Source organism: Acetobacter conturbans, from assembly GCF_011516755.1.
GTDB classification, from domain to species: domain Bacteria; phylum Pseudomonadota; class Alphaproteobacteria; order Acetobacterales; family Acetobacteraceae; genus Acetobacter; species Acetobacter conturbans.
The window spans coordinates 1-25,668 of the sequence record NZ_WOSY01000026.1 but is presented as its reverse complement, the minus strand read 5'-3'; the positions used below and the strand labels follow the sequence as shown (position 1 = coordinate 25,668).

Below are 25,668 nucleotides of genomic sequence, written 5' to 3'. Positions count from 1 at the left end.
GTGCGCTTCATGGAGACGGACCGGGCTTTTCGCCGCCTGCGGAAAGGCCAGATCGGCCAGGCGGTTCGCGTGATTTCATAAAGTCGCGCACAAATGCCACAAACCGTCCAGTGGCCGGATCCTGACATTGCGGACTCCAGCCGAGGCAAATCTGAATGTGGGCATTTGTTCCGGAAAGGGGCCGAAATATAACCCCAGGAAAGCCTGATTCTGTCTGGCTTATCGGCGAGAGTGTGACGCCGTAGCCGGCGCTGACGAGCATGAAAAGGCCCTGTTTTCCCGCCGGATGGGCTTCGAGGTGAGCATTTGGACCCAGAAGGGCTCTGTAGTGGTCTCGAATTACGTGGCTACGGTCCCAGTCCTGAACGAGAATCTTTTCGCCCGACAGCATGCCTGCGGTCACTCGATCATGGTCTCTCAACGGATGTTTACTGGGCAACGCCACACAAAGAGGTTCCCGATAGACCGGTAGCGTCTCAATTCCTTCTGGTCGCATATATTCTGTTATAAGAATTACGTTCAATCGACGATGAACGAAGGCCAAGGCAAGTTCGTGATCCGTTGCCTCATGCAAAATAACCTGAATGTCCGGGTGATAAGACTGCCACTCCGACAGGATGGCCCGGAGTTCGCGGCTAATTGGAGGAAGTAAGCTTCAGATGTTGATTATGCCCCGGGCTGCGCTGCCCAAGCTCTGTCCGGCCATTTTGATATCGTGAAATATGTCAATAAGATCGCGAATTTTACTGAAGATAACCCGTCCAGAACATGTCAGGCGGACACCTCGTTTGTTTCGCTCCAGGAGCGTGACCCCCAACTCGTCTTCCAGATTGTCGATGGCGCGGCTCAGTGTCGAGGGGCTAACGCCGAGGCAGCGCGCGGCTCGCCCGAGGCTGCCCGCCTCGACGACAATCCTGAAATATTCAAAGCCTCTTAATCTCATCGGATGAGACTTCAGGTGGTGGGACGCGTCGGAAAGCGAGAGCGCTAACAATAATCAGATAGAAGGCTACCTCCCCTAAATTCTCTATGGCTTTCCTGAAGATACGCATCAGGTCGTCCACCCACCGCCTAATGCCCTGAACGAACTCACCGCAGCGCGGGCCGCGTTCGAGCGGTTGAGGGCGAGTTGGTCTTGTGAATCCAGGAGTTGCCGATCGGCGTCGAGCACGTCGGTTAAGGGAATGACGCCGGCGTGGAAAGATTGCTGCGAGAGGTCGCGTGCTCGTGTCAGAGAGGCAACCTGGGATTCGAGTTCTCCGGTGCGTTCTTCTGTCTGGGAGAGCGTGGTGAAGGCATTCTCGACGTCTTCGGCCGCACGCAGAACCGTCAATCGGTAGCGGGCCAGCGCCTCGGTATTGGCGCCACGCGCCTGCTGCACCTCGGCATCGATCTTGCCGAAGTCGAATATCCGCCAGCGAATGGCCCCGGATCCGGCCGCCTGGAAACCCGGAGCCGTGAAAAGTCGCTGCGGAGTGATGCTCTGGAAACCGAGAATCCCGGACAGGGACAATTTTGGGTAATAATCACCCAGCGCCGCGCCGATCCGCGCATTCGATGCTGCCAGGCGGCGTTCGGCCGCAAGAATGTCTGGTCGACGACGTAGCATATCGGTCGGTTTGTCGCTGTCGCCAATGGCGGGAAGGGTCGGGATTTCGGCAGGTTTGCCCAACTCGGCAGCGTAAGTGCCCGGCTGCACGCCCATCAGCACGTCGAGACGGTTGAGCTGGGCTTCGAGAGCAATGCGGAGGAGCGGTACCGTCTGGCGCGCGGATTGGAGCAATGCCTCGGATTGGGCCAATTCGCGCTCGTCGGAGATACCTTGCTCACGTCGCTGGTGAACCAGATCCAGCAGATGGGCGTCGACAGCAATCTGTTGTTTTGCGACGGCGAGCCGCGCCTGCTGCCCGCGAATCTGGAAATATGCATCGGCAGCATCGGCCGCCACACTGATGCGCACGCCTGTGCGTTCAACCTGCGCAGCCTCAGCCTCGTCATGTGCGGCTTCCTGCCCGCGCCGCAAGCCGCCGAACAGGTCGATTTCCCAACTCGCGGCTCCGCTGACGTCGTAGCTGCGATAGTCGCGGTGGAAACCGGGCACCGTTCGTACGACGTGGCCAATCAGCCCTTCCTGGGACAACCGGTTGGCGGAGGCCTGCGGGTTGAAATCCAGTGTTGGGAGCAGTCGTGCCGTGGCGGCTTCCGCAGCACCCCGTGCCTGGCGGACACGGGCCATAGCAGCTTGGAGATCAAGATTCTGGGTTAGAACGCGTTGCTCAATGAGAATGAGTTCGGGGTCGTGAAATCCCTCCCACCATCCATCTAGGGGCGGCGCGGCCGCAGCGTGTCGTGCATCGATTGCCGCTGCACTATGGAACGGGTTGAGATGGATGTTGGGCGCTTTATAATCCGGTCCAACGGCGCAGGCGGAGGTCATGAGGGCGATGGAGAAGGCGACAGTCGACCTGAGCCAGACAACGGTCTTTCTGGCGGGTGGAGGAGGCGCGGTGTCCGGCCCTATCGGGGGAAAGGAGGTTATCATGGGCACTCGACCTTCGATAAACATCGGACATGCGCTGCCCGGCTGTAGTCTTGTGACCGATATACATATTCGTCACTCGTTGTCAATTTATCTCTCCTGTCCTATCTAGGAAGCGAACTGGTGTTAGAGGAAACAGGATGCGCACGCGGCAAAGTGGACAACGTGGTCCGGCCGACCACGAACGCCGGGATCAGATCATCGCGGCGGCCATCGAACATTTCGGACATTACGGATACAAAAAAACGACGATTGCCGATCTGGCTGACGCGATAGGCTTGTCAAAAGCCTATATCTACAAATTCTTCGAATCGAAGAAGGCGATTGGCGAAGCTATTTGCGCGCTCCAGCATGATCGGATGCGGGTTGATCTGCAGACGATCATTGATGACGGGAAGTCAGCATCTGACCGGATGCGGCGCATTTTTCATGCCTTGGCACGCAATACGGTCGCCCTGTTTTCGCATGAACGGAAGCTGCACGACATCGTCTATTCCGCCGTCGAGGAGGAGTGGGCTTCCGCCAAACACTTCACCGACGCATTGCGCGACATGGTGGAGCAACTGATCCGCGAAGGCCGGGACGGTGGCGAATTCGAGCGCAAGACGCCGGCCGACGAAACCTGCAACGCCATCATGCTCGTCCTGCAGTCGATCTATCATCCGCTCCTGCTGGAACACCACATGGACACACTCGACGATGATGCCGTCACCCTGGCGAATCTCGTATTGAGAAGCCTTGCTCTCTGAACCGGGCGTGATTTGGATAGTGACCAATTGACAATATGGTCACATGTGTACAATTTGAGCTTCCAAATCCGTTGGGAGCCCGAACATGGCTGGAACACGCCTATCCCTTCTTGCTGCGGCCGGCATCTGCACCCTATTCGGGCTGTCGGCCTGCAAGTCCAAAGACCATCCTGATCCGCGCACAGCCGACCGTATCGTGGAGGCGGTGCCGATCGAGTCCGCTACAACCGCCACGCATGTCTACACCGGGGTCGTAGCAGCCCGCGTTCAAAGCGATCTCGGCTTCCGCGTGCCGGGCAAGATCGTCGAGCGCCTTGTCGATACCGGGCAGTCAGTCACGAAGGGTCAGGTGCTGATGCGCCTCGACCCGACAGACTTCGTGCATGCCGTGACCACGCAAGTTGGCGATGTCGCTTCTCTGAAGGCGCGCTGGACACAGGCCTCGGCGGACGAAAAACGGTATCGAGGTCTGGTAACGACCGGCGCGGTTTCCGCATCGATCTACGATCAGATGAAAGCTGCGGCCGACAGTGCCCGCGCGCAGTTCGACGCAGCATTGGCGCAAGAGAAGATTGCGCGGAATCAGGACGACTATTCTCTTCTGCGGGCGGACTCCGACGGTGTCGTTGTCCAGACCCTGGCCGAACCGGGACACGTCGTTGTGGCCGGACAGACCGTGATTGTGTTGGCTCATGCCGGCCCCCGTGAGGCTGCGGTCGACCTGCCGGAGGGGGTGCGCCCCGTTCTGCACTCACGCGCGGAAGCCGAACTGTATGACGGGGCGACGCAGGTCTCCGCGCATCTTCGACAACTGTCCGATGCCGCCGACCTGCGCACGCGCACCTTCGAGGCCCGCTATGTGATGGAGGGGGCTGGAGTGGATGCGCCGCTGGGAGCAACGGTGCGCGTGCACCTGCCCGAGGCCAGCGATGATCCCGCAACGTTCGTCGTGCCGCTCGGCGCTATTGATGACGAGGGGAGCGGCCCCGGGATCTGGAGTGTGGATGGCAAGACGTCCACGGTCACCTTCCATTTCGTGAAGCTGATACACGTTGGGGAGGAAACCGCGACGCTCCTTCCCTCAGCGGCGCTTCATCCGGGCATGCTGATCGCAGCGACCGGCGGTCACTTCCTGCATGACGGCGAGCATATCCAGGTCGCCTCGACGAAGGTGGCGATGCAATGAGCGGATTTAATCTTTCCGCCCTTGCGGTGCGCGAACGCGGGATCACGTTGTTCCTGATTATAGCGTTGTCGCTGTCAGGTGCTTACGCGTTCTTCAGTCTGGGTCGGGCTGAAGACCCCACGTTCACCGTCAAGACTCTGACGGCCGCAGCCGTGTGGCGTGGTGCCACGGCGCAGGAGATGCAGAACCTGGTAGCTGATCCACTGGAAAAGCGCTTGCAGGAACTGCAATGGCACGACCGGGTGGAAACTCTCACCCGCCCCGGCGTCGCCATCATGATGATCACGGTCAAGGACAACACGCCGCCGCGCCTTGTGCCGGAACAATTCTACCAGACACGCAAGAAACTGTATGACACGATGCCGTTTCTGCCGAAGGGCGTACAGGGCCCGTTCGTCAACGATGAATATTCGGACGTCGATTTTGCCGTCTACGCGTTGGACGGCCATGGTCTGCCCGAACGCCTGCTGGTTCGACAGGCCGAAACGGTGCGGGAGCGTCTGCTGCATGTGCCGGGTGTGCGCAAGGTCGATATTGTTGGCGAGCGTCCGGAGCAGATATTCGTCAATTTCTCCAATGCCAGATTGGTAACGTTGGGGATCAGCGCCCAGGACGTGTTTGCCGCGTTGCAACGGCAGAATGCGGTTACCCCGGCGGGCTCGATCGATACGCGCGGGCCGCAGGTCTTCGTTCGTCTTGACGGTGCATTGGACGATCTGCAGAAAATCCGTGACATCCCGATCGCAGCGGGAGGCAGGACGCTCAGGATCTCCGATATCGCGACGGTGGCGCGGGGCTACGAGGATCCTCCGACCTATCTGGTCCGGCATAGCGGGGAACAGACCTTAATCCTGAATGTCGTGATGCAGGATCACTGGAACGGGTTGAAGCTCGGACAATCTCTCGCGGCGGCGGAGAGCACGCTCAGTGGCGGGTTGCCAGTTGGCATCACGCTGACGAAAATCGTCGATCAGGCAGGCATTATTCATGCCGCCGTCGGCGAGTTCATGTTGAAGTTTTTCGTCGCCCTTTGTGTGGTGATGGTGGTCAGCCTGCTCAGTCTGGGGTGGCGCGTGGGTATTGTCGTCGCGGCAGCCGTTCCACTGACTTTGTCCATTGTAATGGTCATCATGCTGGTGACCGGGCGGGCGCTGGACCGCATTACGCTGGGCGCGCTGATCATCTCGCTGGGTCTGTTGGTCGATGACGCCATTATCGCGATCGAAATGATGGTCGTGAAACTGGAAGAGGGATATGAGCGTACCAAGGCCGCCGCCTATGCCTGGAGCCACACGGCCGCCCCCATGTTGGCGGGGACCCTGGTCACTATCATTGGCTTCACACCCGTTGGTTTTGCGCAGTCCAGCGCTGGAGAATACGCGGGCAATATCTTCTGGATCGTCGGTTATGCGCTGCTGACCTCCTGGTTCGTGGCGGTCGTGTTCACGCCCTATCTCGGCGTCAAGCTTTTGCCGGACATCAAGCGGATCGAGGGCGCCTACAACCATATCTATGCGACGCCCAACTACCGCCGCTTCCGGCGTCTCATTGTGTGGGTCGTCCGGCGTAAATTCGTGGTGGCGGGGATGGTGCTCGCACTGTTCGTTCTGGCTTTTGTCGGAATGGGGTCGGTCCGGCAGCAATTCTTCCCAAGTTCGGACCGGCCGGAGCTTCTGGCCGAGGTGCAGATGCCCGAGGGGACCAGCATTGAGGCTACAACACGGGTTACTGCCCGCGTGGAAGCATGGCTGAAGAAACAGCCCGAGGCGCGGATCGTCACCAGCTACGTGGGTGCGGGCGCGCCGCGTTTCTTCCTTGCCTATAACCCGGAATTGCCTGATCCGTCGTTTGCGAAGCTTGTTATTCTGACGCAAGATGCCAAGGCCCGTGATCGGTTGCGCGAACGCATGCGTCAGGCCGTGGCACAAGGGATGGCGCCGGACGCACGAATCCGCGTGACGCAGTTCGTGTTCGGTCCTTATGCCCATTTCCCTGTGATGTTTCGCGTCATGGGTCCCGATCTGGATCGGGTGCGCGATATCGCGGCCAAGGTCGGCACGATCATGCGGCAGAACCCGCATACGCGGCAGGTCAACACCGACTGGGGCGAGCGTGTGCCGACGACGCATTTCGTGCTTGATCAGGCGCGGTTGCAACTGATCGGCCTGTCCCCTCAGGAGGCCTCCGAACAGATCCAGCTCCTGCTGCTGGGCGTCCCGGTGACGCAGATCCGCGAGGATATCAGGACCGTTGATCTGGTGGTCCGCAGCGCAGGTCCCGATCGTCTGGACCCGGCGAAGTTGGGCGACATGACCATCAGCAATCGGACCGGCCAATTGATCCCGCTCAGCCAGATCGGCCATATCGAAATCCGCGCCGAAGATCCGGTTTTGCGTCGGCGCGACCGGATTCCTACGATCACCGTGCAGAGCGATATCGACGAGAACCTGCAACCGCCTCAGGTTTCGGCGGAAATCGATCAGGCTCTGACGCCTGTTCGCGCTGCGTTGCCGCCGGGCTATCGCATCGAGGTCGGTGGCAACGCGGAGGAATCCGGAAAGGCCAATAAGGCGCTGGTGCCGATCTTCCCGGTCATGATCCTCCTCACGCTGATCGTCCTCGTGTTCGAAACTCGGTCCATTTCCGGCATGTTCATGGTGTTCCTGACGGCCCCACTCGGGCTGATCGGGACCGTTCCGACGTTGCTGATCTTTCACCAGCCATTCGGCTTCAATACGATCCTGGGGCTGATCGGCCTGTCAGGCATCCTGATGCGCAACACGCTGATCCTGCTCGGACAGATCAAGGTTAATCAGGCCGCAGGGCTCGACCCGTTCCATGCGGTGGTCGAGGCAACGGTGCAACGCGCACGGCCCGTCATTCTGACGGCTCTTGCCGCCGTATTGGCGTTCATACCGCTGACAGAGTCGGTATTCTGGGGATCGCTGGCCTACACGCTTATCGGCGGCACGGCAGCTGGCACCGGTCTGATCCTGATGTTCCTGCCAGCACTTTATGCCATCTGGTATCATATAAAGCCGACGAATGAGCCCGATGATGGCGAACCGGAGGTGTCGAAGGCGTTCACGGGATCGGCGTGAGGATAAGCGGTGTCTTTTGCACTCATTCTCTTCATGACAGCAGATAAAGGACATATCGAAGATGCAGCTCGACCGGCTATCTCCCGGCATGCTGATCCCGTTTGGAGGGGATCGTGCCGTCAGCGTCTCCGCGATCTGGCGAGTGCCTTTCGGGCCGGCGACATGCTGGTGGTGTGCCAGCCTGACGGGGCGTTGCTCCATATTCCTTCGGATATTCGTAATGCAGTGCATGACGAATATCCGCGTCGTCGGCAGCATTCACCATGCTGTCGACGAGACCGGATAGCCAGATCGTCGCGTTTTTTGTGCACTTCGCGCATTTTTTGGAAGACGATGTGGTCTGGTCCCGGATCGTGGAGGCAAACGGGCGCGATATCGCAAATGCCCATGCGACCGGTCGGTCGACCGGGCGATTGTCGATAGGTCCTTCAGCGCGTGCCGGAATGATACGCGGGTTGCGCATTTGGGCCGTGTCTGAAGGAGATCGTCGCGCTCAGGTGGACACATGACAGCATGATGGCTGGACATTATCCGTCACCCGGGCGCCGGTCGGTATCGTTGGCTTCGTCTTCGAGAGGCGTCCCAATGTGTTGGTGGATGCCACGAGCGTTCTGCGTGGCGGCAACACGGCATTGATCAAAATCGGGCGGGATGCCGGAGAGACCGCGCGCACTATGATGGCGCATGCCATTCGCCCAGCATTGACCCATAGCGGGTTGCCCGATGACGCGGTCAGACTGATCACTCGTCTGGAAAGGGCAGCAACCTGGGCGATGCTGTCCGATCGGCGATTGGGGGTCGCGGTGGTTCGCGGGTCCGGTCCCGCCGTGGCGCAGATGGGCGACGTTGCGCGGCAAAGCGGCGTGGCGGTCAGTCTGCATGGGATCGGCGGGCCCTGGCTGATGGCGGATGAGCATGCGGACGCTTTACGTTTCACTGCGGCCGTGGCCTGTTCGCTGGACCGGAAGGTGTGCAACACGCTGAATGTCTGTTGCATCGACAGGTCGCGCGTTGCCGATCTGGTTCCTTCTCTTCTTGAAGGGCTGGAACGTGCCGCGTCGCCGATCGGGGGCTTTCGGATCCACGTTTTGCAAGGATCGGAAAACTACGTCCCGGCCGGCCTGTTTTCATCCATGGTCGTCACCACACGGGACGGCCAGATGGTGGAGGAGACAGTAGCAACCATATTGCCGTATTCTGGCCTGTCCACGGAGTGGGAGTGGGATGAGACGCCCGAAATTTCGTTTGTCGTCGTCGATGGTCTGGACGAGGCTATCGGTCTTTTCAACCAACACAGTCCGCGCTTCGTCGCATCCCTGATCAGTGACAACACGACGGCGCAGAAATGCTTTTTCGAGGCGGTGAATGCACCGTTCATAGGGAACGGATTTACCCGCTGGGCGGACGGGCAATATGCGTTTGATAAGCCTGAACTCGGACTGTCGAACTGGGAACACGAGCGCCCGCTGGCGCGTGGAGCGATATTGTCGGGAAGCGATATTTTCTCGCTTCGATACCGAATGGACCAGGTCGATCTCGATATACACCGCTGAGCATGGATGACCCGTCATATCGGCTTTCAAGTCAGGTAGCAGCCTGTTTCGCGGGAACAAACCACAGACGCCGGGAGAACATTGGCACACCGCAGATCGGGGCAAAAACGATGTAGGAGACTGCCACGGTGGCCGACAAACCAGCCATTCCGGTGTGAAATACAGACATGGCAACCATTCCGCCCCCTGCCGCCAGCAGCGTGCGGGCTAGATAGGCGAGGAATGGCCACAGGACGTGACCGGCTCCCTGCGCGGCAAAGGCGAATACGAAGCCGGCGGCCATGAAGCCGTAGGTGGGGGCGACGATCGTCAGATAGGTGGTTGCAAACCCGGCGACTGGTGCCTGCCCGGTGAAGATGCCCGTCCAGAGACCAGGGGCCAGAGCGACGGCCAGACCGACGATTTCGGCGAAGGCTGCGCCGACGCACACCCCGACCCACGCGATACGCCGCGCCCGTGCACCACGCCCGGCGCCGACTGCGATCCCGACCATGCTCAACACAGCCGAGGACAGGCCGAACAGGATCGGAATCATCACGTAATCCAACCGCGACGCGATGCCGTAGCCGGCAATGGCGTCGACACTGAAATGTCCGACCAGTCCCGTCACGATGATGACGGTCAGATTGGTCAGCATCGCCGTAAGCGCCGAGGGAAGCCCGACCTTCAGGATATCGGCAAACAGCCTCCATTCCGGCCGTGCCATTCGCAATTTTAGCCCCGACCGGCCGGAGGCCATGTAGCGCAGCAGCACGCCCAGCGCACAGGCGTAGTAGAGCACGAATGCCAACCCGGCGCCCGTGACGCCCATACGCGGGATTGGGCCGCAGCCGAAGATCAGGGCTGGGGACGCCGGGATCATGAGTGCAGCGCCGACCAGGGTGATCAGCGCCGGGACCTTTACGTTGCCTGACCCGCGCAGGGCGGCCGCCAGCAGATTGACGATCCAGATTGCGACTGCGCCGCTGAACACGGTGTTCGAATAGCTTAGCGCTGCCGTCAGGGACGCGTCATGGCCGCCAAGGGCTGCGTAAAGCGCCGGGCCGCTCCAGCGCAATCCGACAGTAAAGACCGCGCCGACAGCGGCGGCCAGCAGGATCGCGTGCAGCACCAACGCGTCGGCATCATGCTGCCGTCCTGCGCCGATAGCCCGCGCGACCGCCGATGCCACGCCGCTCCCCAGTCCTCCGTTCGACATGGTGACCATCAGCATATAAACGGGAAAGACCAGAGCCACGCTGGCCAGCGCATCGGTGCCGAGTGCGCTGACATAATACGCTTCAGCAATGCCGACCGCAGTCTGGGCCAGAAGGACTGCAATCGTCGGGAGTGCCAGGCGCATCATGGTGCCAGAAATCGGTCCGTCCAGAATTTCGGCGCGGATTTCCGTCTTTCGGTCTGCGACGTGACGCTCGCTGACTGGAACGATCTCGACCAGATCGGCGATTGTCTCGTCCTTGCTGTTCAGCATGGCGGGGATCCTATGTTTCGGTCCGGAAAATCGGTGCGCCCGCCGGTGCGCCGATCGTGCCGCCATCGATCACGATTTCCGTGCCGGTGATATGCCGGGCTTCGTCCGAGGCCAGGAACAGCACTGCGTTGGCGATATCCACCGCCTCGCCCAGATGTCCGAGCGGAATGGCGCGGGAATAGATGGCCTCCAGCTTTTCCAGCGCATCTGGCGTCGGGGCTCGTGTCGCCCAGATCGGCGTGCGGGTGGCGCCCGGCACGACGCTGTTCACCCGGATGCCGCGTGGCGCGAATTCCGATGCAAGCACCCGATTCATCGCGCCGATCCCACCTTTGCTGGCGGCGTAGGCAGAGGCGCCGGGGATGCCCAGCACCTGATGCACCGAACCATTCAGGATGATCGACGCCCCTTCCTTCAGATGGGCAGCGACAGCCTGTACGGTGAAGAAGACGGCGGTCAGGTTGGTGGCGATGATCTGCTCGAACTGAGCGCGCACGGTGCCGCCGACCGGCGTGGCGCCCGGAATACCGGCATTGGCGAACAGGATATCGAGCGAACCGAACCTCTCGACCGAGGCGGCGACAGCATGTTCGGCGGCACCATCCTCGGTGAGGTCAGCCTGTATCCCGAGCACATTCGGACCCAGCTTCGTCACAGCTGCATCGAGCGTTTTCTGGTTGCGACCCGTGATCACGACCCGCGCGCCTTCTTGTACGAAGCGTTCGGCCGTGGCGAGGCCGATGCCACTGTTGCCGCCGGTGATCAGGGCGATCTTGTCATGCAGTCTCATGGTCTGTGTCTCCATTGAATTATGATCATAATGTATAATGACGATTGTAATGCAATAGGCTCCGACGTAGATTTCCGGTAACAGGAGCGGGAAGGGCGGATGCGTTATCAGAAAGGCCAAAGGGCGGAAACGCACCGGCATATCATTGATGTGGCGGCGCGGCGCTTTCGCCAGGACGGAATCGCGGCTGCTGGCATTGCCGGGCTGATGACGGATGCCGGCCTCACCAATGGGGCTTTCTATACGCATTTCGAGTCGAAGGAGGATCTGGTGCGCCAGACTCTGGACGCGATGCGTGAGAATTCCGGCGGTGCCACCGCACAGGCGATCCGTGAGGGGGTGCCGCCTGAGGGCTGGTTGCGACGCTACCTCAGCCCGTCTCATCGCGACAATCCGGGAAGGGGATGTGTCGCGGCCGCCCTGTCGGCCGAGATCGCGCGCCACCCGGAGGCAACGCGGGACGTTTTCCGTGCCGCGTGCGAACAATTCGTCGGACTGATCGCGGACAGTCTCCCCGCCGATATGCCGGAGGCGCGGCGGGCGACGGCGCAGGCGCTCTACGGGTTGATGATCGGCACGTTGCAACTGGCCCGCGCGATCGGGCCGGGGCCGGAATCTGACGCGATCCTGGAAAACGGCGTACAAGCCGGGCTGCTGCTGATCGCTGCATAGAGGCGGTCCACGTGCCTATGCGTCTGCGAGGTTGCGCCTGATATCCTGCGGAGGCACCCCATAGGCGCGCAGGAAGGCCCTGCGCATGCGGTTCCGGTCGTCAAATCCGGTTTCGCGTGCGATGACTTCGATCGGATGATGCCCCTGTTCCAGCATCAGGCGCGCGGCTTCGATGCGCAGCTGCTCAATTGCCTTGGCGGGCGATATTCCAGTTTCGGCACGAAAAATGCGGCTGAACTGGCGAGGGCTGAGATGTGCGGCGTCGGCCAGTTCCTCAACAGACAAGGTATTTTTGAGATTGCATCGGGCATGATCCATGGCGTTTTGGATCCGGTCCGATTTCGGCTCGAAGTTCAGCAACGTCGAATGCTGCGACTGGCCCCCAGCGCGACGGTGATAGAGTACCAGCGTCTGGGCAACTGATCGCGCGATCTCACGGCCCAGATCCTTTTCGATCATCGCCAGTGCCAGATCAATTCCGGCGCTCATGCCGGCGGAGGTCCAGATCGTGCCATCGGTCAGGAAAATGCGATCTTCCTCGACCTTGATGGCCGGGAAACGCGTCTGCAATTCGGGCGCCAGTAACCAGTGCGTGGTCGCGCGCCGGCCGTCCAGCAAGCCTGTTTCCGCAAGGATAAACGCGCCGGTGCAGATGGACGCCAGCCGACGCACGGTTCCGGCGGCAGTTCGAACGTAATCCAGCAGACCGGGCGATGGATCAGGGATTCCCGTCCCGCCCAGGATGATCAGTGTGTCGAAATGAGTGTCATCCAGCGTGGCGCTGTCGACCGACACGGCGTCCGACCCCCGGATTGTGCCGCCGCTCTCCGAGTGGACCGACGACTCGTACACCGGGTTATCGCTGACTAGATTGGCGACTTCGAATGCCGTTGCAGCGGCGAGGCCGATGATCTGGAAACCTGGATAGACGACGAACCCGACGCGCTGCATGGTCGCGATCTCCTTTGTCTGCAAAAGACGCATATACGACATTTAAGACATAGGCCAGATCTCTTATGGTTCCGACAGGCGATGGCATGACGCCTCGCATCGAAAAGGAACCACGGTAATGGCAACGCAACATCTGCGGACTGCGCTTGTGACAGGAGCATCGTCGGGGATTGGGGCGATCTACGCGGATCGGCTGGCCCGGCGCGGTTATGATCTGATTCTGGTCGCCCGTAATCGCGCGCGGCTTGACGCGCTGGCGGGGCGCATCAGCGACGAAACCGGCCATTCAGTCGAAGTCGTGGCTGCTGATCTGGGGCAGGGTACGGACGTGCGCCGGGTGGCTGACATCCTGAAAACCGACCACAGCATCACGGCGCTGGTCAACAATGCCGGTGTCGGTGCCACAGCGCCTGCCCTGCAATCCGATATCGACGCGATGGAGGCGATGATCGACTTGAATGTCTCCGCCCTTACGCGGTTGACCTATGCCGCACTGCCCGGATTCGTCGCGCGTGGACAGGGTCTGATCGTCAATATCTCGTCGATTGGTGCCATCGCGCCTGAAGTCCTGAACGGGGTCTACGGGGGCACCAAGGCTTTCGTCCTGGCACTGACCCAGTCACTCTACAAGGAATTGGCCGGAACCGGCGTGAAGGTTCAGGTGGTCCTCCCAGGTGCCACGGCGACTGACTTCTGGAATGTGGCGGGCACGCCTATCGAACATCTGCCGTCCGAAATTGTCATGCAGGCATCGGACATGGTCGACGCGGCTTTGGCCGGTCTGGATCAGGGTGAGTTGGTGACGATCCCGTCGCTGCCGGATGTCGCGGATTGGGCAGCCTACGAAAATGCCCGCCAGGCCCTGATGCCTAACCTCTCCCATGTGCATCCGGCGCCTCGTTATGCGGCCCATGATCTGACGTGAAAGCACGTCCTGCGTAATCCTCATAATATACCGAATAGAGAACGAAAATGACGAAAGATTGGAATGGAGGTGGAAACAAAATCAGATCCTCCCTGATTGTGGCTGCAGTCTCTTCGCTACTTCTTGTGGCCTGTTCAGATATACGGTCCCGAAATATGACTTATGGAGACGCGGCATTCGCTTCCACAAACCCCATAGCGCACGCTGTCTATGAGCAAATGCACGGCTTAGGGAAATAAAGCATCCTGTTAAAGTAGGTATCTTTAAGGATGGAATGCCTGCCCTCGCGGTGTGGAATAGCCGCAAGCGACAATATAGCTCAAGGCAGAAAAACGAATCTGAGAATTTTTTTACTCTTTTTGATTCGCAATAAAACCTTCTGTTCTGTGAAGGAAGTTTATTTGATCATCTTTGAAGTGATTACTCTCCAGGACGATTGCGTGGTCTTTATAGCGAGTATTTTTGGATGACAATCAGAAAAAGGGAGTGCGGGAATAATGACGTCTGATTATACAAAGACGTGGTCGAAAGAGGGGGATATTCAATATGTCACCGTTTCGTCCGGAAACACGCTGAGGTATCTTGCTTCTGGAAGTGGCGCTCCGCTGCTGTTGATGCATACATTGCGCACGCAGCTGGACTATTTTCAGAGATTGGTTCCTCTCCTCAATGAACGGTTTACGGTCTATGCAGTAGATCTGCCTGGTCTAGGCTGGTCAGATATTCAGCCCCAGGCCCATTACGACGAACCCTCTGTGCGTCGGGATATAGTGGAGTTCATCGAGCGGCTATCATTGGACAATCTCACCTTGGCCGGGGAGTCGATGGGCGCGACACTCGCATTGAGTGTCGCTGCGGAGCGAGAGACGGAGATCAGGAATGTGGTCGCTGTCAATACTTATGACTACCCGCAAGGAGTCGAAAGAGCGAACGCGCTCGCGTCAGTCATCATTAAAGGAATGCGTGTTCCTGGGATGGGCAAGATAGTTTCCAGCCTCGAGAACAAACAGATTCTCTCTGGCATACTTGGAGGAGGATTTTACGACAAAGAGAAGCTGCCTGCGGCTTTTGTCGAGGAGTTGATTAAAAGTGGAAGACGGCCAGGCTACCCGAAAGTCGAAACGGGATATTTCAAAAGCCTCGGGAGCTTCATCGAGGCGCGAGCGCTCTATGGTCGCATACGGGTGCCGGTAACCCTGGTTTATGGGGATCATGACTGGTCGACGCGATCCGAACGACAGGCGACCAAGGCTTTGATTTCTGGAAGTGATCTGCGGATTCTCGAAAAAACGGGGCATTTCGCCTCCTTGGAAAATCCCGGTAAAGTCGCTGAGATTATTATGGAATCATAAATATCCACGAATTTGGTGCACTTCGGACGACATCATTATGCCGAAGATGCTTGATTAATGGTGTAACTTTCTTGCGTGTCCTGTCGTCTCCGATGGGTAAAAACAAGGTCCATTGCAATTACGGGATGATCAGGCTTTTTAGTGCGATGTCCGGATGATCGAGCAGAAATTTCTACGTTGGAAATGTGGCTCTTTGTCCGCGATTATGTCTGCCTTCACATTACCAAAGGTCGTATGCGGCCCGCGGCGGATCCCGTCGTAGAATGCGCGGATGATGTCATCCTTTATGCATAGATATCTGCCGAAGTCGCCAACCGCGTGCGACCCGTCGAATTCGCGCGTGACAATTTCGATGCGTGTGCAGAAAGCATGAGCTCGCCCCTCACCTTACAACAAGAACTTCTGTTTGCTCCGAAGGATCTTGTCGATAGCAGGGTACAAAATTCCCGGGCCGCCATCGAATCTCTCCGGATGCTCGGTGGTGGCTGGACGCCTTCTGGTCGCCCGGAAGCGGATAAAGTGACGACCAGGTGTTTGCGGCATGGATGCTCGGAACCAAAGTTAACGGGCGAGTGATGGTAACTATGCTCTGCTTTGAATGGTCCCATTCTCGCCGCCAAAATTACCGATAGGAACAACCGATGGCCAAATCCGTAATAACCTCAAGAAACATTTCCGTCGAACACGTTAGGATCGCCTGTGCGCGACCTTTCGAACTCGTTCGAACTGGACTGGAGGCAGATATCCCGAAGCTCGATGCGAACATACTCATGTTGTTGAGCAGCGGAGATAGGGACGGCGTCAACCGATACGAAGAACAGGGACCGCCGTTATTTATCTTCCTCGCTCGCGATCATGGCGCCTTGTTGGAGATTACGGGGCGCAAGCGTAACGCAGTTCAATACGAGATTGGGAACCCGATCACAGCCTCCAAGATGACTCGATATGATCTCGGTGCAGCGCTCTACGCACCGGTCCGCGTCGCCTTGTTCGAGCTGGAAAATGGGGAGGTCGTCTTTGAATATGACAAACCTTCTTCGCTGTTCGGTCAGTTCGGTGACGGCAGAGTGAAAGAGGTGGGATTTTACCTCGATCAAGAACTGGAAGCGGCGCTCATAAAAGCCGCCGGTTAATTAAGGCTTGTGGGCATTCATCGTGAGCGGATAATGGCGGCGGCGACATAAATTATTGCACTGAAGCTTTTGTCTGTTTTATCGGCAGATAATCCCCGCCGAAAGTAAGGGGCATCAAAAGTAGGATTTTCTCGGCAAGATGAACGAGGAGATTCCGAATGAAGACGAGCAGATATACTGAAGCGCAGATCCGCGAGATCGTAGGTCAGGCCGAAGGTGGGATGGATGCCTCGCTGATCAGCCAGATGAAGGCCATGGAAGATGAGAACCGTCGGCTGAAGCGGATGTATGCGGACCTCAGCATGCAGGCCGACCTGCTGAAGGAGGCGGTCGGGGGAAAATGACGCGGCCATCTCAGCACCGGGAGACGGTCGGGAACGCGGTGGCGCGGCATAGGTCAGCATTGCGCTGGCCTGACGGACCTTTGGGGTCAGCGAGAGCTGTTATCGCTACAGCCCGAAGCTGAAGGACGAGAATGAGGAGATTTCCGATCTGCTCGTTGGGCTGACCGAGGCCCGAAAGAGCTGGGGCTTTGGCCTGTGTTTCCTGCATTTGCGCAACGTGAAGGGCCATCCATGGAACCACAAGCGCGTCTATCGTATCTATTGCGCGCTGGAACTGAACCTTCGGATCAAGCCTCGCAAACGGTTAAAGCGGGACAAACCGGATGCACTGGCGGTGCCCAATGCACCGAACGTAACGTGGTCGATGGACTTCATGGCTGATCGTCTCGGTGAGGGTCGAGCGTTCCGGCTATTGAGGTCGGCTTTTCCCTGCCCGCCGAACGCGTGATCCGGAGCCTCAACCGGATCATCGGATGGCGTGGGAAGCCCAATCACTCTACTGCCTCGGGCATCACGGCTGTGCGGAAATATCGAGCCGTTCAAGATCCGCGATCAGCCCCGGCCCACCCGGATGCCAGCCCAGACGCTCACGCGTGACCGCACCGGATGCCGGAAGATCCATGCCGACAAACATCCCGAGCCAGCCGAAATGCTCCGCCGCTTTCTCACGGGGGAGAGACATAACCGGCAGCCCGAGAACACCGCCCAATGTCTCCGCGATGGCCCGGATCGGCACACCCTCCTCGGCGACAGCGTGATACCGTTCGCCCGGCCCCCCCTTGTCGAGCGCCAGACGATACAGCGCCGCCACATCCAACACATGCGCCGCCGCCAGGCGACTGGCCCCCTCATCCAGATACGCAACAACACCTTTTTCGCGCGCAATCGCAATATATGGCGTAATCAGTCCCTGTCTGGTCGTATCGTGAACCTGCGGCAGACGCATCACCGAGAGAGAGACCCCTGCGTCAAGCAGCACCTGTCCGGCCAGTTCGGAGGCAATCCGCGGGTTCGGGGCGTGCTCGTTAAAGACATCCTCCGTCGCGATCTGACCGGGCATCGGGCTTCCCATGCCTGTCCCGGACGTGATGATCATCGGGCGGCCCGATCCTTTCAGCTCGGCCCCCATCGCCGCGATAACACGCCGCTCCTTCTCGCAATTCTCCATGAAACGCGAGAAATCATGATCGAAGGCGGTATGGATGACTGCATCCGCCCGTGCTGCACCGGCGCGCAGGCTGTCCGTGTCCTCGAGCGTGCCACGATGCACGTCCGCACCTTTTGCCTTCAGTGACCGCTCGCCTGCATCCGATCGTGTCAGGCCCAGCACCTGATGCCCGGCTGCCAGCAGCTCGTCTGTAATTCGTGACCCGATAAAGCCGGTCGCACCCGTCAGAAATACACGCATGGGAAGGTCTCCTCACATTGCCTGACAACCAGTCTCGCGCTAGATTTTGTCCTGTTAAAGTAGTGACTTTATCATGGTATAATTTTCAACAGGATGATCATGCCCCCTTATGACGGCAATGCTCTGGGAGAGTTCCTGCGTGCTCGCCGCACCCGTCTTGATCCCGTCGCTTTCGGTTTCACGGCGGAGCGCCGTCGCACATCAGGCCTGCGCCGAGAAGAGGTGGCACAGCGGTCCAGTATTTCTCCAACCTGGTACACTTGGCTTGAACAGGGGCGTGGCGGTGCACCGTCAGCAGATGTCCTCAACCGGCTTGCTTCCGGTCTGATGCTGACCGAAGCCGAGCGTGAGCATCTTTTCGTCCTCGCTTTCGGTCATCCTCCGGAGATGCGCTACAGGGAACATCAGGGGATCACGCCGCGCCTCCAGCATGTTCTTGACGCCATGCCGTTCACGCCCGCGACCATCCGTACGGCAACATGGGACATTGTCGCCTGGAACACGGCTGCGACCGTGCTGCTGACCGATTATGCAAAACTCCTGCCAGAGCAGCGGAATATCCTGCGGCTGATATTCTGCGAGACGCGCGTGCGGGCGGCGCAGGAAGACTGGATGAGTGTGGCCCGCTTCGTGGTCGCCTCGTTCCGGGCAGACACGACACGAGCCGGTGCATCACGGGAAGTCACGCGCCTCGTCGAGGAACTCTCCGCCGCAAGCCCCGAATTTGCGGCCCTCTGGCGCGATAATGACGTCGTTGGCCCAGGCGAAGGCGTAAAGCGCGTGCACCATCCTGAACTGGGACCGCTCGCCCTTGAATTTTCCAGCTTCGCGGTCGAGGGGCGGTCGGACCTGACCATGACAGTCTATCATCCGGCCACCAGTGAAGAGGCCGAACGGGTGCAGTCGTTCGTGGCGGCTCGCACACCCGATTAAACCGGCAGAGAGAACACCCAACAGAGGATATAACGAGGGGGTTCCTTTCTCTTTCGAGCCGGAGCCCTTCGCCTCCTTACAGTGAAATCATTGCGTAATCAGGCAGGTGAATGGCGCTGTAGACCGCCTGCCTGGCATCGTCGAACACACCAGCTGTTCCGTTTTTCGCGATGGCGGCGAGCATGCGGTCGCGCACTTCAATATCCTCCTCCGTGCGGGGCAGAAAGAACGAACCGGCCTTGTCGATCGCAAGCGCCTGATTGGCCTCGGCAAAGGGACGCACAAGCTCCTCATACGCCGCGAAGGCGTCTCCCGGATCGTCGTGCATGGCCAGTTCACCGGCCAGAACAAAAGCAGCTACCAGCGCCAGGCTTGTGCCCTGGCCTGACCGGAAAGACGGCGCGAAGGCCGCATCGCCCACGAGTGCGACCCGCCCTTTCGACCAGCACGGCATCCGGATCTGGCTGACACTGTCGAAATACAGATCATCCGCCTTCGCCATCGCGTCGAGCATGTGAGGCACTTCCCACCCCATCCCCGCGAATGCAGCCCGTGTGCGCCGGATCTGTTCCTCCGCATCGCGACTGGCCGAGAGGGGCGTTTCGTTTGTCGCAAACGCAAAAAAGCCGAAAACCTCCGGGCTGTCCTGCACAGCCCAGATAGCGGCCGTCCGCCCCGGCTCGGCATGCACAATTCCGCAATGCGACAGGCCGCGGTCATTCGGCATGGAAAAGAGATTGAAGCAGAAGCCAAGGGAGTGGTTGAACGGCTCCTCAGGCCCGAAGACCAGGCGGCGGGTATGCGAGTGGAGTCCGTCCGCGCCGATGACGATATCATATCGCTCCTGCCGTCCGCTCGCAAAACCGATATCGACGCCCTCGCCGTCGTCATGCAGCGTCTCGATCGTGTCGTCGAAACGATAGTCGATCGAGCCATTCCGTGTCGCGTCATAGATCAGCGTCGTCAAAGTGCCGCGCGGGAGTTCGACGTCGCGCCCGGTGTCGCTGCCGATCGCCTCATAGATCGGCACATTGCCGATGATGCCGCCCTCGCTGTCCACGAAAATCATCGCGCGGGAGTCGACATGAGCCGCACGGATCTGTGGCAATAGCCCCATGCGCTCGACGACATCGATCGCCGTGCCGCGAACGTCGATCGGATAGCCACCCGTCCGGATGGTCGGTGCGCGCTCAACCACCGTTACGGCGAACCCGTAGCGGTCGAGCCAGAAGGCGAGCGCCGGACCTGCAATGCTTGCGCCGGAGATAAGGACGGATCGACGGCGGGCTGGAACCTGTGCGTTGCTCATGTTATCCACCAACAAAATAAGATTCCCTGCGCATCTTACAGTGCATCTGCCGGGATGCAATAAGATTCTCAATGCATCCTATTGGAGTGTCATGACAGTTCGTGGACAAACGCGGCGACGCGGAGCGGCGCTGGAAGAGGCAATCCTTGACGCCGCTTGGGCAGAACTGGCCGAACGTGGTTATGGGGGCCTGACGCTGGAAAGCGTGGCCCGCCGCGCGGGAACCAGCCGTCCGGTACTGAGCCGTCGCTGGCCGAGCCGCACGGCGCTCGCGACGGCAGCGCTTGCACAGCAATTCGCACGTGAGAATATTGTTATTCCGGATCTGGGCAGTCTGCGCGACGAACTCTGCCTTCTTCTCCGTCGCATGTCGGATCGCTCCGGATCGCGGGACCTGCAACTGTTCTACGACATGCAGAAGGATCTCGTGGCTGAACGTTCGAGCTTCGCCACGATACGGGAACAGGTTGTGGACGGCAGGCAGTTTCATGCCGTCCTGGAACGTGCCATCGAACGGGGTGAGATCGATCCGGCCCGTCTCACGCCCCGGATCGCGTCACTTCCGCTGGACCTCGCCCGCCATGAGATGATGATGACCTTCCAGCCCCTGTCGGATGACACGATCCGTGAGATCCTCGATGACATCTTCCTGCCGCTGGTGCGTCCGGTGGAGGCGCCTCCCCATGCATGACGGCGCCCTGGACACTGGCAGCTCCCGCCCTCATCCCGCCCGTTCCGGGAGGTGTGTGCAGCTCCCGAAAGCGGAACGTCAGACTCTGGTCCGATCCCACTCCCCCCGACACAATCCGTCCAGCAGCACGTCCAGCGCGGCCTGAACCGGCTCGTTCCCGACCTTTTCTTCAAGAAGCTGCCTGTTCAGGGCCAGCATCGCCAGCCCATGCACCTGTGCCCAGCATGCCGCAGCCTGTGCGCTGACGGGGACGGAACGGAAACTGCCGCTCCGCTGCGCCTCTTCCAGAAACCGCAGAAGAATCCCGAATGTGTTCATGGCCGCGTCATGCAGTTGCCGGTCCGCTGTCTTGTCAGCATCGGAGCTGAACATCAGGTGATAAAGACCGGGATTGTGGAGGGCGAAATCAATACAGGCCAGAGCTGCGGCAACGAATTTCCCGCGCATTGAGGAAATGTCTGAGGACAGCGCTGCTGTCATGGCATCACCAAGCTGGACGAAACCAATCCGGGCCAGTTCACGCAGGAGAACCCCCTTATCGCGAAAATGCTTGTAGGGTGCTGCGTGACTGACGCCGGTGCGTCGTGCAACTTCCCGCAGCGTAAAAGCCCAGTTCTGGTCTAGAGCCAGCATGGCAAGGGCTGTATCGATCAGGGCGCGGCGCAGGTCGCCGTGATGATAGGGTCGGTCCTTCGTTTCACTCATCCGTGATGCCTATGTTTACAGAAGAAACTTTGATTGACATTAGGTCGTCATGCTCCATATCCTGCCCCGATAAGTTTCTCCTGTAAACATGGAGGACGCAATGTCCGATACTGTTTCTGCCCCTGTCACATCAACAGATCTGTCCCGTATTCTCGACCGCCAGCGTGCCGCGTTCCTGCATGAAGGACCACCCGGACTGGCGCAGCGTCGGGCCGGTCTGCGTCGTCTGAAGGCTGAAATCCTGAAGCAGAGAACTGACATCGTTCGTGCTCTGAAAACGGATTTTGGCCAGCGGTCGGAACGCGAAAGCGCTATCGTGGAGCTCATCCCGCTGGTGCAGTCGATCAATTATCTCATCCGTCATCTGGGGTACTGGATGAAGCCGGAACGCCGACACGTTTCAGCGTATTTCCGGTCTGGTCGCGCCTGGGTAGTCCGCCAGCCAGTCGGAGTGGTGGGGATTATCGCACCATGGAATTATCCGGTCTCCCTTGCGCTTGTACCTCTGGCGACGGCGATTGCAGCGGGGAACCGCGCCATGCTCAAGCCGTCGGAACTGACACCCGCCACATCGGCGGTGATCGCAAAGATTGTTCAGGCCGTCTTTTCGCCGGAGCAGGTTTCAGTCGTCACGGGAGATTCCGAAGTGGGCGCCGCGTTCTCGGCTCTGCCCTTCGATCATATCCTGTTTACTGGCAGCACGGCGGTCGGAAAGAAAGTTGCCGCGGCGGCGGCCCGTAACCTGACGCCGGTCACGCTCGAACTGGGAGGGAAGTCTCCCGTGGTGATCGAGCCCGGTTTTTCCATGCGGCGGGTGGCGGACCGTGTGGCGTTCGGTAAGCTGACAAATGCGGGGCAGACCTGCATCGCGCCGGATTATGTGCTGATCCACGAAAACGATGAGGAGGCTTTTGCGTCGGCGTATCAGGCGGCCGTGAAAAGGCAGCATCCGGGCGGTTACGCGGGATCACCCGATTATACGGCCATCCTTAACCCACATCACTACGAACGGCTGAGCGCCCTGATCCGCGATGCCGGGGAGCAGGGCGCGCGCGTCATCCGGCTGGGGAGTGACTCAATGACCAGCCATGTTCTTGCCCCTGTTCTTCTGCTGAATGTCACGTCCCAAATGGCGGTCATGCAGGAGGAAATTTTCGGGCCTGTCCTGCCTGTGCTGACATACAGGCATCCTGATGAAGCGATTGCCTTCATCAACGAGCGGCCCCGGCCTCTTGCTTTGTATTACTTTGGAGAAAAGCGCGTTGAACGGGACAGACTTCTGAAGCGCACGGTTTCAGGAAATGTCACGATCAACGGTACGTTGCTGCATTACGCTCAGGATGACCTGCCGTTTGGTGGCGTGGGGGACAGCGGCATCGGAGCCTATCACGGGAAGGAAGGCTTCATGGCTTTGACTCATCCACGTGGTATTTACAGGCAGGGGCGTTTCAATGCGGCGACGCTTCTTCAGCCTCCTTTTGGAAAGCTTACGGACATCATCACAAATCTCATTCTGCGGTGATGGAAAACCGATCCTCGTGAACCTGTCCGACGGAGTGGTCGTTACGGAGAAAGTCTGCTCTCCTTTGTCATGAACCCGTAGCCAACTGCCTGCTTCCCCCCCTTTGTTACCTTTCCGTTGGTCCCAATTTCCTGACAGGTTTCGTATATAGTCAATTCGGTAATCCCGATCGGATGTCATTCGATATGGGCTGACTGGCTCTCGATCTTTGTTGTTGTGGCGATCCCGCCAAGAGCGAGGCAGGATTCCAGCGTCGCGATGTCTGCTGATGTGACGATCGCGCCGACATAGCCGTCGGGGCGTACCAGAATCCAGTCTCCGGCATTCAGATCAAAAGCATTTTGGAAATGGCCTTCGTCATCAACGAGATCACCGCTGTGGCCAATGGCGTGGATATGCAGGCCCGGGCGCGGCGGCACGAGTGCGCGCGGGCCATCTTGGACGATCAGGGTCCAGTGTGTGCCTCTGAACAGATCGAACAGGCGGACTGGCTGGCCGGCGGCTCCTCTGACCGGGGCGTCGGGCGCACGGTCGCCAGCCTGCAGTCTGCCGCTCCGCTCTGGCGTTTCAACGGCGAGCGGGGAATCGGGATAGCCGATATCGAGCTGATGCACTTCGCGCCCTCGCCGCATCTCGCCGCGTTTCATGACGGCGAGCAGGCTGGTGGAGAGACCGAGCATGGCTCCGGCCACGGGGCGGCGTTCTGCCTCATAGCTGTCGAGCAGACTGTCGGGGGCGCCGCGGATGACCGCGCCGAGTTTCCAGCCGAGGTTGAAGGCATCCTGCACGCTTGTGTTGAGTCCCTGGCCGCCGGTTGGCGGATGGATGTGGGCAGCGTCACCGACCAGAAAGACGCGGCCGAGGCGGTAGCGATCTGCGAGCCGCGCGTTCATGTTGAAGGCCGAGACCTAGGACACGGCATGCACGACGATGTCGCTTTTTCCTGTTCTGGCGGCGAACAGATTCGTCAGTCCTTCGGCGGAAAGATCGATTTCTGCGACCAGCGGGATGGGCCCCTGAATCTGGAAAAGATTGGTTCCGGCGAGAGGACAGACAGAAATCTGCCGCTCCATGTCGCCCTCGCCGAAGCGGTGCCAGACATCGCGTGAGAGGCCCGACAGGGTGACGTCGGCGACGATGGCGCGCACGCCCAGCGTTTTACCGGGGAAACCGATTTCGAGCGTGTGGCGCACAAAGCTCTGGCCGCCATCCGCGCCGGCCAGCCAGCGCACGCGGAGTGTCTCTTCGCCGTTTTTTGTCGCCAGTCTTGCGGTCACGCCTTCTTCGTTCTGGCTGAAGCCGAGCAGTTCGCAACCGAACTCCGGTCGGTGGCCGAGTTCGGTCAGACGTTCACGCATGACCTGTTCGGTCAGGAACTGCGGCACCATCAGGGGCTGATGATAGGGTTCATCCGGTGTGGGGGGCTCTGCCACTACCACGTCGGAGTCAGCATAGCTGCCGTCGTCGCGGTATTCGCGCTGCTTTGGATACAGGCCCCCTGCGGCGACCACTTTGTTGAGGATGCCCAGATTTTCGAAGACTTCCTGCGTCCTCGGCTGAATTCCCTTTCCACGTGATCCTCTGAAGGGATCGTCAAGTTTCTCGATCAGCCGGAAGGAGGCGCCCTGCCGCGCGAGGTCGATGGCCAGAGTTAATCCGGCTGCGCCTGCGCCGCAGATAAGGACATCCGCTGCGAAATCATCTGCCATTTCCGCCTCCATATGTGTATTATGCACTTAATTGGAGGACTATCGTGACGTCAATAAATAATGTGCATAATACACATATAAATACGATGCTCCGCGATCTTCATGGCTCGCTGATCGACATTGTCAGTGTCATGAACCGTCCGCAGCGTGATGAGGCGATGGTGCGTGCGGCCGGCATTTCGCTGGATCGGGCGCTCTTTCCGCTTCTGGTGATGGTGGAGCGGCTGGGTCCGGTCGGGGTGGTTGATCTCGCTGACCGGGTGGGTCGCGACTACACGACTGTCAGCAGGCAGGTCGCCAGGCTGGAGAGTCTGGACCTTGTTGAGCGCAGCTCGAGTGCGGCGGATCGCCGGGTCCGGGCAGCGGTCATCACTGCAGCGGGCAAGGCGATGACGGATAAGATTGATGCAGCGCGTGAGAAAATGGGCCGCGCTATCTTTGCGACATGGGACGAACAGGATGTTGCTGATCTGGTGCGGCTGATACGCCGGTTTGCGGATGCGGCGCAGGAGGTTGAGATATGATCGGGCCAAGGCGTGATAGCGGATAGTCGGCTCGCCACGCCGAATTTGTCATTCATCATTCGCCAGGCCGTTTTGATAACCCGATGTGGCAGGTTCAGTAT

The 25,668-nt window shown here is 59.4% G+C and carries 23 protein-coding genes and 2 pseudogenes; 13 read left to right on the top strand and 12 right to left on the bottom strand.

Translation table 11 applies throughout. The annotated features are described in order from the left end of the window. Positions 1–7 precede the first annotated feature (7 nt). The 3 genes from GOB81_RS17815 to GOB81_RS15735 all read right to left on the bottom strand — a co-directional run bounded on the left by GOB81_RS17815 (position 8) and on the right by GOB81_RS15735 (position 2,542). The gene (locus tag GOB81_RS17815) at positions 8–616 is read right to left on the bottom strand and encodes a LysR family substrate-binding domain-containing protein (protein WP_277876932.1); all 609 of its coding nucleotides are present in this window, start codon (positions 614–616) and stop codon (positions 8–10) included. 39 nt (positions 617–655) lie between these two features. Then, a complete protein-coding gene (locus tag GOB81_RS17810; RefSeq protein ID WP_242010315.1) occupies positions 656–943 on the bottom strand; it encodes a LysR family transcriptional regulator in 288 nt (95 codons plus the stop codon). Positions 944–1,051: 108 nt separating this feature from the next. After that, positions 1,052–2,542: an efflux transporter outer membrane subunit gene (locus tag GOB81_RS15735; protein ID WP_173571262.1), complete on the bottom strand. Its 1,491-nt coding sequence runs from the start codon at positions 2,540–2,542 to the stop codon at positions 1,052–1,054. A gap of 137 nt (positions 2,543–2,679) precedes the next feature. On the opposite strand from GOB81_RS15735, the gene GOB81_RS15730 reads away from it, so the two are divergent. The 3 genes from GOB81_RS15730 to GOB81_RS15720 all read left to right on the top strand — a co-directional run bounded on the left by GOB81_RS15730 (position 2,680) and on the right by GOB81_RS15720 (position 7,575). Then, positions 2,680–3,288 carry a TetR/AcrR family transcriptional regulator gene (locus GOB81_RS15730; protein WP_173571261.1) on the top strand — a complete coding sequence of 203 codons (609 nt, stop codon included), beginning with the start codon at positions 2,680–2,682 and terminating at the stop codon, positions 3,286–3,288. Between the two features lie 85 nt (positions 3,289–3,373). Beyond that, positions 3,374–4,474: an efflux RND transporter periplasmic adaptor subunit gene (locus tag GOB81_RS15725; RefSeq protein WP_173571260.1), complete on the top strand. Its 1,101-nt coding sequence runs from the start codon at positions 3,374–3,376 to the stop codon at positions 4,472–4,474. Continuing rightward, positions 4,471–7,575 (top strand): efflux RND transporter permease subunit, encoded by a 3,105-nt coding sequence (locus tag GOB81_RS15720; RefSeq protein ID WP_173571259.1) that lies wholly within the window; start codon positions 4,471–4,473, stop codon positions 7,573–7,575. Before GOB81_RS15725 ends, GOB81_RS15720 begins: the two co-directional genes overlap by 4 nt. Positions 7,576–7,651: 76 nt before the next feature. Here the strand turns inward: GOB81_RS15720 and GOB81_RS17540 are convergent, their stop codons facing one another. Next, on the bottom strand, positions 7,652–8,038 hold the full coding sequence (locus GOB81_RS17540) for a hypothetical protein (RefSeq protein ID WP_198912135.1): 387 nt from the start codon (positions 8,036–8,038) through the stop codon (positions 7,652–7,654). Positions 8,039–8,162: 124 nt separating this feature from the next. On the opposite strand from GOB81_RS17540, the gene GOB81_RS17535 reads away from it, so the two are divergent. Beyond that, positions 8,163–9,128, top strand: a complete 966-nt coding sequence (locus tag GOB81_RS17535; RefSeq protein ID WP_198912134.1) for an aldehyde dehydrogenase family protein — start codon at positions 8,163–8,165, stop codon at positions 9,126–9,128. 31 nt (positions 9,129–9,159) lie between these two features. Here GOB81_RS17535 and GOB81_RS15710 read toward each other — a convergent pair whose 3' ends face one another. Together GOB81_RS15710 and GOB81_RS15705 are read right to left on the bottom strand one after the other, a co-directional pair. Beyond that, positions 9,160–10,599 carry an MATE family efflux transporter gene (locus GOB81_RS15710; RefSeq protein ID WP_173571258.1) on the bottom strand — a complete coding sequence of 480 codons (1,440 nt, stop codon included), beginning with the start codon at positions 10,597–10,599 and terminating at the stop codon, positions 9,160–9,162. A 10-nt stretch (positions 10,600–10,609) separates the two neighbouring features. Next, positions 10,610–11,389, bottom strand: coding sequence for an SDR family NAD(P)-dependent oxidoreductase (locus GOB81_RS15705; protein ID WP_173571257.1), 780 nt, complete (start codon positions 11,387–11,389; stop codon positions 10,610–10,612). Positions 11,390–11,488: 99 nt separating this feature from the next. Between GOB81_RS15705 and GOB81_RS15700 the strand changes: the two genes are divergently transcribed. Continuing rightward, positions 11,489–12,061, top strand: a complete 573-nt coding sequence (locus tag GOB81_RS15700) for a TetR/AcrR family transcriptional regulator (protein WP_173571256.1) — start codon at positions 11,489–11,491, stop codon at positions 12,059–12,061. A 15-nt stretch (positions 12,062–12,076) separates the two neighbouring features. On the opposite strand, the gene GOB81_RS15695 is transcribed toward GOB81_RS15700, so the two are convergent. Continuing rightward, the gene (locus GOB81_RS15695; protein ID WP_173571255.1) at positions 12,077–13,012 is read right to left on the bottom strand and encodes a GlxA family transcriptional regulator; all 936 of its coding nucleotides are present in this window, start codon (positions 13,010–13,012) and stop codon (positions 12,077–12,079) included. Between the two features lie 118 nt (positions 13,013–13,130). On the opposite strand from GOB81_RS15695, the gene GOB81_RS15690 reads away from it, so the two are divergent. From GOB81_RS15690 to GOB81_RS15675, 4 genes and pseudogenes are all read left to right on the top strand, one after another. Further along, positions 13,131–13,937: an SDR family NAD(P)-dependent oxidoreductase gene (locus GOB81_RS15690; RefSeq protein WP_173571254.1), complete on the top strand. Its 807-nt coding sequence runs from the start codon at positions 13,131–13,133 to the stop codon at positions 13,935–13,937. Between the two features lie 497 nt (positions 13,938–14,434). Next, positions 14,435–15,289 (top strand): alpha/beta fold hydrolase, encoded by an 855-nt coding sequence (locus tag GOB81_RS15685; RefSeq protein WP_173571253.1) that lies wholly within the window; start codon positions 14,435–14,437, stop codon positions 15,287–15,289. 641 nt (positions 15,290–15,930) lie between these two features. Then, a complete protein-coding gene (locus tag GOB81_RS15680; RefSeq protein WP_173571252.1) occupies positions 15,931–16,422 on the top strand; it encodes a DUF302 domain-containing protein in 492 nt (163 codons plus the stop codon). Positions 16,423–16,580: 158 nt separating this feature from the next. After that, a pseudogene (locus GOB81_RS15675) lies at positions 16,581–17,255 on the top strand (IS3 family transposase); the annotation flags it as partial. 22 nt (positions 17,256–17,277) lie between these two features. On the opposite strand, the gene GOB81_RS15670 reads toward GOB81_RS15675, so the two are convergent. Beyond that, a complete protein-coding gene (locus GOB81_RS15670) occupies positions 17,278–18,174 on the bottom strand; it encodes an SDR family oxidoreductase (RefSeq protein ID WP_173571251.1) in 897 nt (298 codons plus the stop codon). Positions 18,175–18,267: 93 nt separating this feature from the next. Here GOB81_RS15670 and GOB81_RS15665 point away from each other — a divergent pair, with 93 nt between their 5' ends. Further along, entirely contained in the window at positions 18,268–19,107 is an 840-nt protein-coding gene (locus tag GOB81_RS15665; protein WP_198912133.1) for a helix-turn-helix transcriptional regulator, read from the top strand. Between the two features lie 76 nt (positions 19,108–19,183). Here the strand turns inward: GOB81_RS15665 and GOB81_RS15660 are convergent, their stop codons facing one another. Then, positions 19,184–20,416: an FAD-dependent monooxygenase gene (locus tag GOB81_RS15660; RefSeq protein ID WP_194299925.1), complete on the bottom strand. Its 1,233-nt coding sequence runs from the start codon at positions 20,414–20,416 to the stop codon at positions 19,184–19,186. A gap of 91 nt (positions 20,417–20,507) precedes the next feature. Here GOB81_RS15660 and GOB81_RS15655 point away from each other — a divergent pair, with 91 nt between their 5' ends. Beyond that, the gene (locus GOB81_RS15655; RefSeq protein ID WP_173571249.1) at positions 20,508–21,107 is read left to right on the top strand and encodes a TetR/AcrR family transcriptional regulator; all 600 of its coding nucleotides are present in this window, start codon (positions 20,508–20,510) and stop codon (positions 21,105–21,107) included. A gap of 78 nt (positions 21,108–21,185) precedes the next feature. Here GOB81_RS15655 and GOB81_RS15650 read toward each other — a convergent pair whose 3' ends face one another. After that, positions 21,186–21,812 (bottom strand): TetR/AcrR family transcriptional regulator, encoded by a 627-nt coding sequence (locus GOB81_RS15650; RefSeq protein WP_173571248.1) that lies wholly within the window; start codon positions 21,810–21,812, stop codon positions 21,186–21,188. A 100-nt stretch (positions 21,813–21,912) separates the two neighbouring features. On the opposite strand from GOB81_RS15650, the gene GOB81_RS15645 reads away from it, so the two are divergent. Beyond that, positions 21,913–23,334, top strand: coding sequence for a coniferyl aldehyde dehydrogenase (locus GOB81_RS15645; RefSeq protein WP_173571247.1), 1,422 nt, complete (start codon positions 21,913–21,915; stop codon positions 23,332–23,334). Between the two features lie 176 nt (positions 23,335–23,510). Here GOB81_RS15645 and GOB81_RS17995 read toward each other — a convergent pair whose 3' ends face one another. Further along, positions 23,511–23,966, bottom strand: a complete 456-nt coding sequence (locus GOB81_RS17995; protein ID WP_338421382.1) for an aromatic-ring hydroxylase C-terminal domain-containing protein — start codon at positions 23,964–23,966, stop codon at positions 23,511–23,513. A 54-nt stretch (positions 23,967–24,020) separates the two neighbouring features. Continuing rightward, a pseudogene (locus GOB81_RS17805) lies at positions 24,021–25,043 on the bottom strand (FAD-dependent monooxygenase); the annotation flags it as partial. Positions 25,044–25,087: 44 nt separating this feature from the next. On the opposite strand from GOB81_RS17805, the gene GOB81_RS15630 reads away from it, so the two are divergent. Then, on the top strand, positions 25,088–25,567 hold the full coding sequence (locus GOB81_RS15630; RefSeq protein ID WP_173571244.1) for a MarR family transcriptional regulator: 480 nt from the start codon (positions 25,088–25,090) through the stop codon (positions 25,565–25,567). Positions 25,568–25,668: the final 101 nt, after the last annotated feature.

What these genes read in the sequence shown, in the direction of transcription:
- GOB81_RS17810 (WP_242010315.1), bottom strand. Translation starts at nt 943, where the DNA reads ATGAGATTAAGAGGCTTTGAATATTTCAGGATTGTCGTCGAGGCGGGC.
- GOB81_RS15735 (WP_173571262.1), bottom strand. Translation starts at nt 2,542, where the DNA reads ATGATAACCTCCTTTCCCCCGATAGGGCCGGACACCGCGCCTCCTCCA.
- GOB81_RS15730 (WP_173571261.1), top strand. Translation starts at nt 2,680, where the DNA reads ATGCGCACGCGGCAAAGTGGACAACGTGGTCCGGCCGACCACGAACGC.
- GOB81_RS15725 (WP_173571260.1), top strand. Translation starts at nt 3,374, where the DNA reads ATGGCTGGAACACGCCTATCCCTTCTTGCTGCGGCCGGCATCTGCACC.
- GOB81_RS15720 (WP_173571259.1), top strand. Translation starts at nt 4,471, where the DNA reads ATGAGCGGATTTAATCTTTCCGCCCTTGCGGTGCGCGAACGCGGGATC.
- GOB81_RS17540 (WP_198912135.1), bottom strand. Translation starts at nt 8,038, where the DNA reads ATGCGCAACCCGCGTATCATTCCGGCACGCGCTGAAGGACCTATCGAC.
- GOB81_RS15710 (WP_173571258.1), bottom strand. Translation starts at nt 10,599, where the DNA reads ATGCTGAACAGCAAGGACGAGACAATCGCCGATCTGGTCGAGATCGTT.
- GOB81_RS15705 (WP_173571257.1), bottom strand. Translation starts at nt 11,389, where the DNA reads ATGAGACTGCATGACAAGATCGCCCTGATCACCGGCGGCAACAGTGGC.
- GOB81_RS15700 (WP_173571256.1), top strand. Translation starts at nt 11,489, where the DNA reads ATGCGTTATCAGAAAGGCCAAAGGGCGGAAACGCACCGGCATATCATT.
- GOB81_RS15695 (WP_173571255.1), bottom strand. Translation starts at nt 13,012, where the DNA reads ATGCAGCGCGTCGGGTTCGTCGTCTATCCAGGTTTCCAGATCATCGGC.
- GOB81_RS15690 (WP_173571254.1), top strand. Translation starts at nt 13,131, where the DNA reads ATGGCAACGCAACATCTGCGGACTGCGCTTGTGACAGGAGCATCGTCG.
- GOB81_RS15685 (WP_173571253.1), top strand. Translation starts at nt 14,435, where the DNA reads ATGACGTCTGATTATACAAAGACGTGGTCGAAAGAGGGGGATATTCAA.
- GOB81_RS15680 (WP_173571252.1), top strand. Translation starts at nt 15,931, where the DNA reads ATGGCCAAATCCGTAATAACCTCAAGAAACATTTCCGTCGAACACGTT.
- GOB81_RS15670 (WP_173571251.1), bottom strand. Translation starts at nt 18,174, where the DNA reads ATGCGTGTATTTCTGACGGGTGCGACCGGCTTTATCGGGTCACGAATT.
- GOB81_RS15665 (WP_198912133.1), top strand. Translation starts at nt 18,268, where the DNA reads ATGATCATGCCCCCTTATGACGGCAATGCTCTGGGAGAGTTCCTGCGT.
- GOB81_RS15660 (WP_194299925.1), bottom strand. Translation starts at nt 20,416, where the DNA reads ATGAGCAACGCACAGGTTCCAGCCCGCCGTCGATCCGTCCTTATCTCC.
- GOB81_RS15655 (WP_173571249.1), top strand. Translation starts at nt 20,508, where the DNA reads ATGACAGTTCGTGGACAAACGCGGCGACGCGGAGCGGCGCTGGAAGAG.
- GOB81_RS15650 (WP_173571248.1), bottom strand. Translation starts at nt 21,812, where the DNA reads ATGAGTGAAACGAAGGACCGACCCTATCATCACGGCGACCTGCGCCGC.
- GOB81_RS15645 (WP_173571247.1), top strand. Translation starts at nt 21,913, where the DNA reads ATGTCCGATACTGTTTCTGCCCCTGTCACATCAACAGATCTGTCCCGT.
- GOB81_RS17995 (WP_338421382.1), bottom strand. Translation starts at nt 23,966, where the DNA reads ATGCGGCGAGGGCGCGAAGTGCATCAGCTCGATATCGGCTATCCCGAT.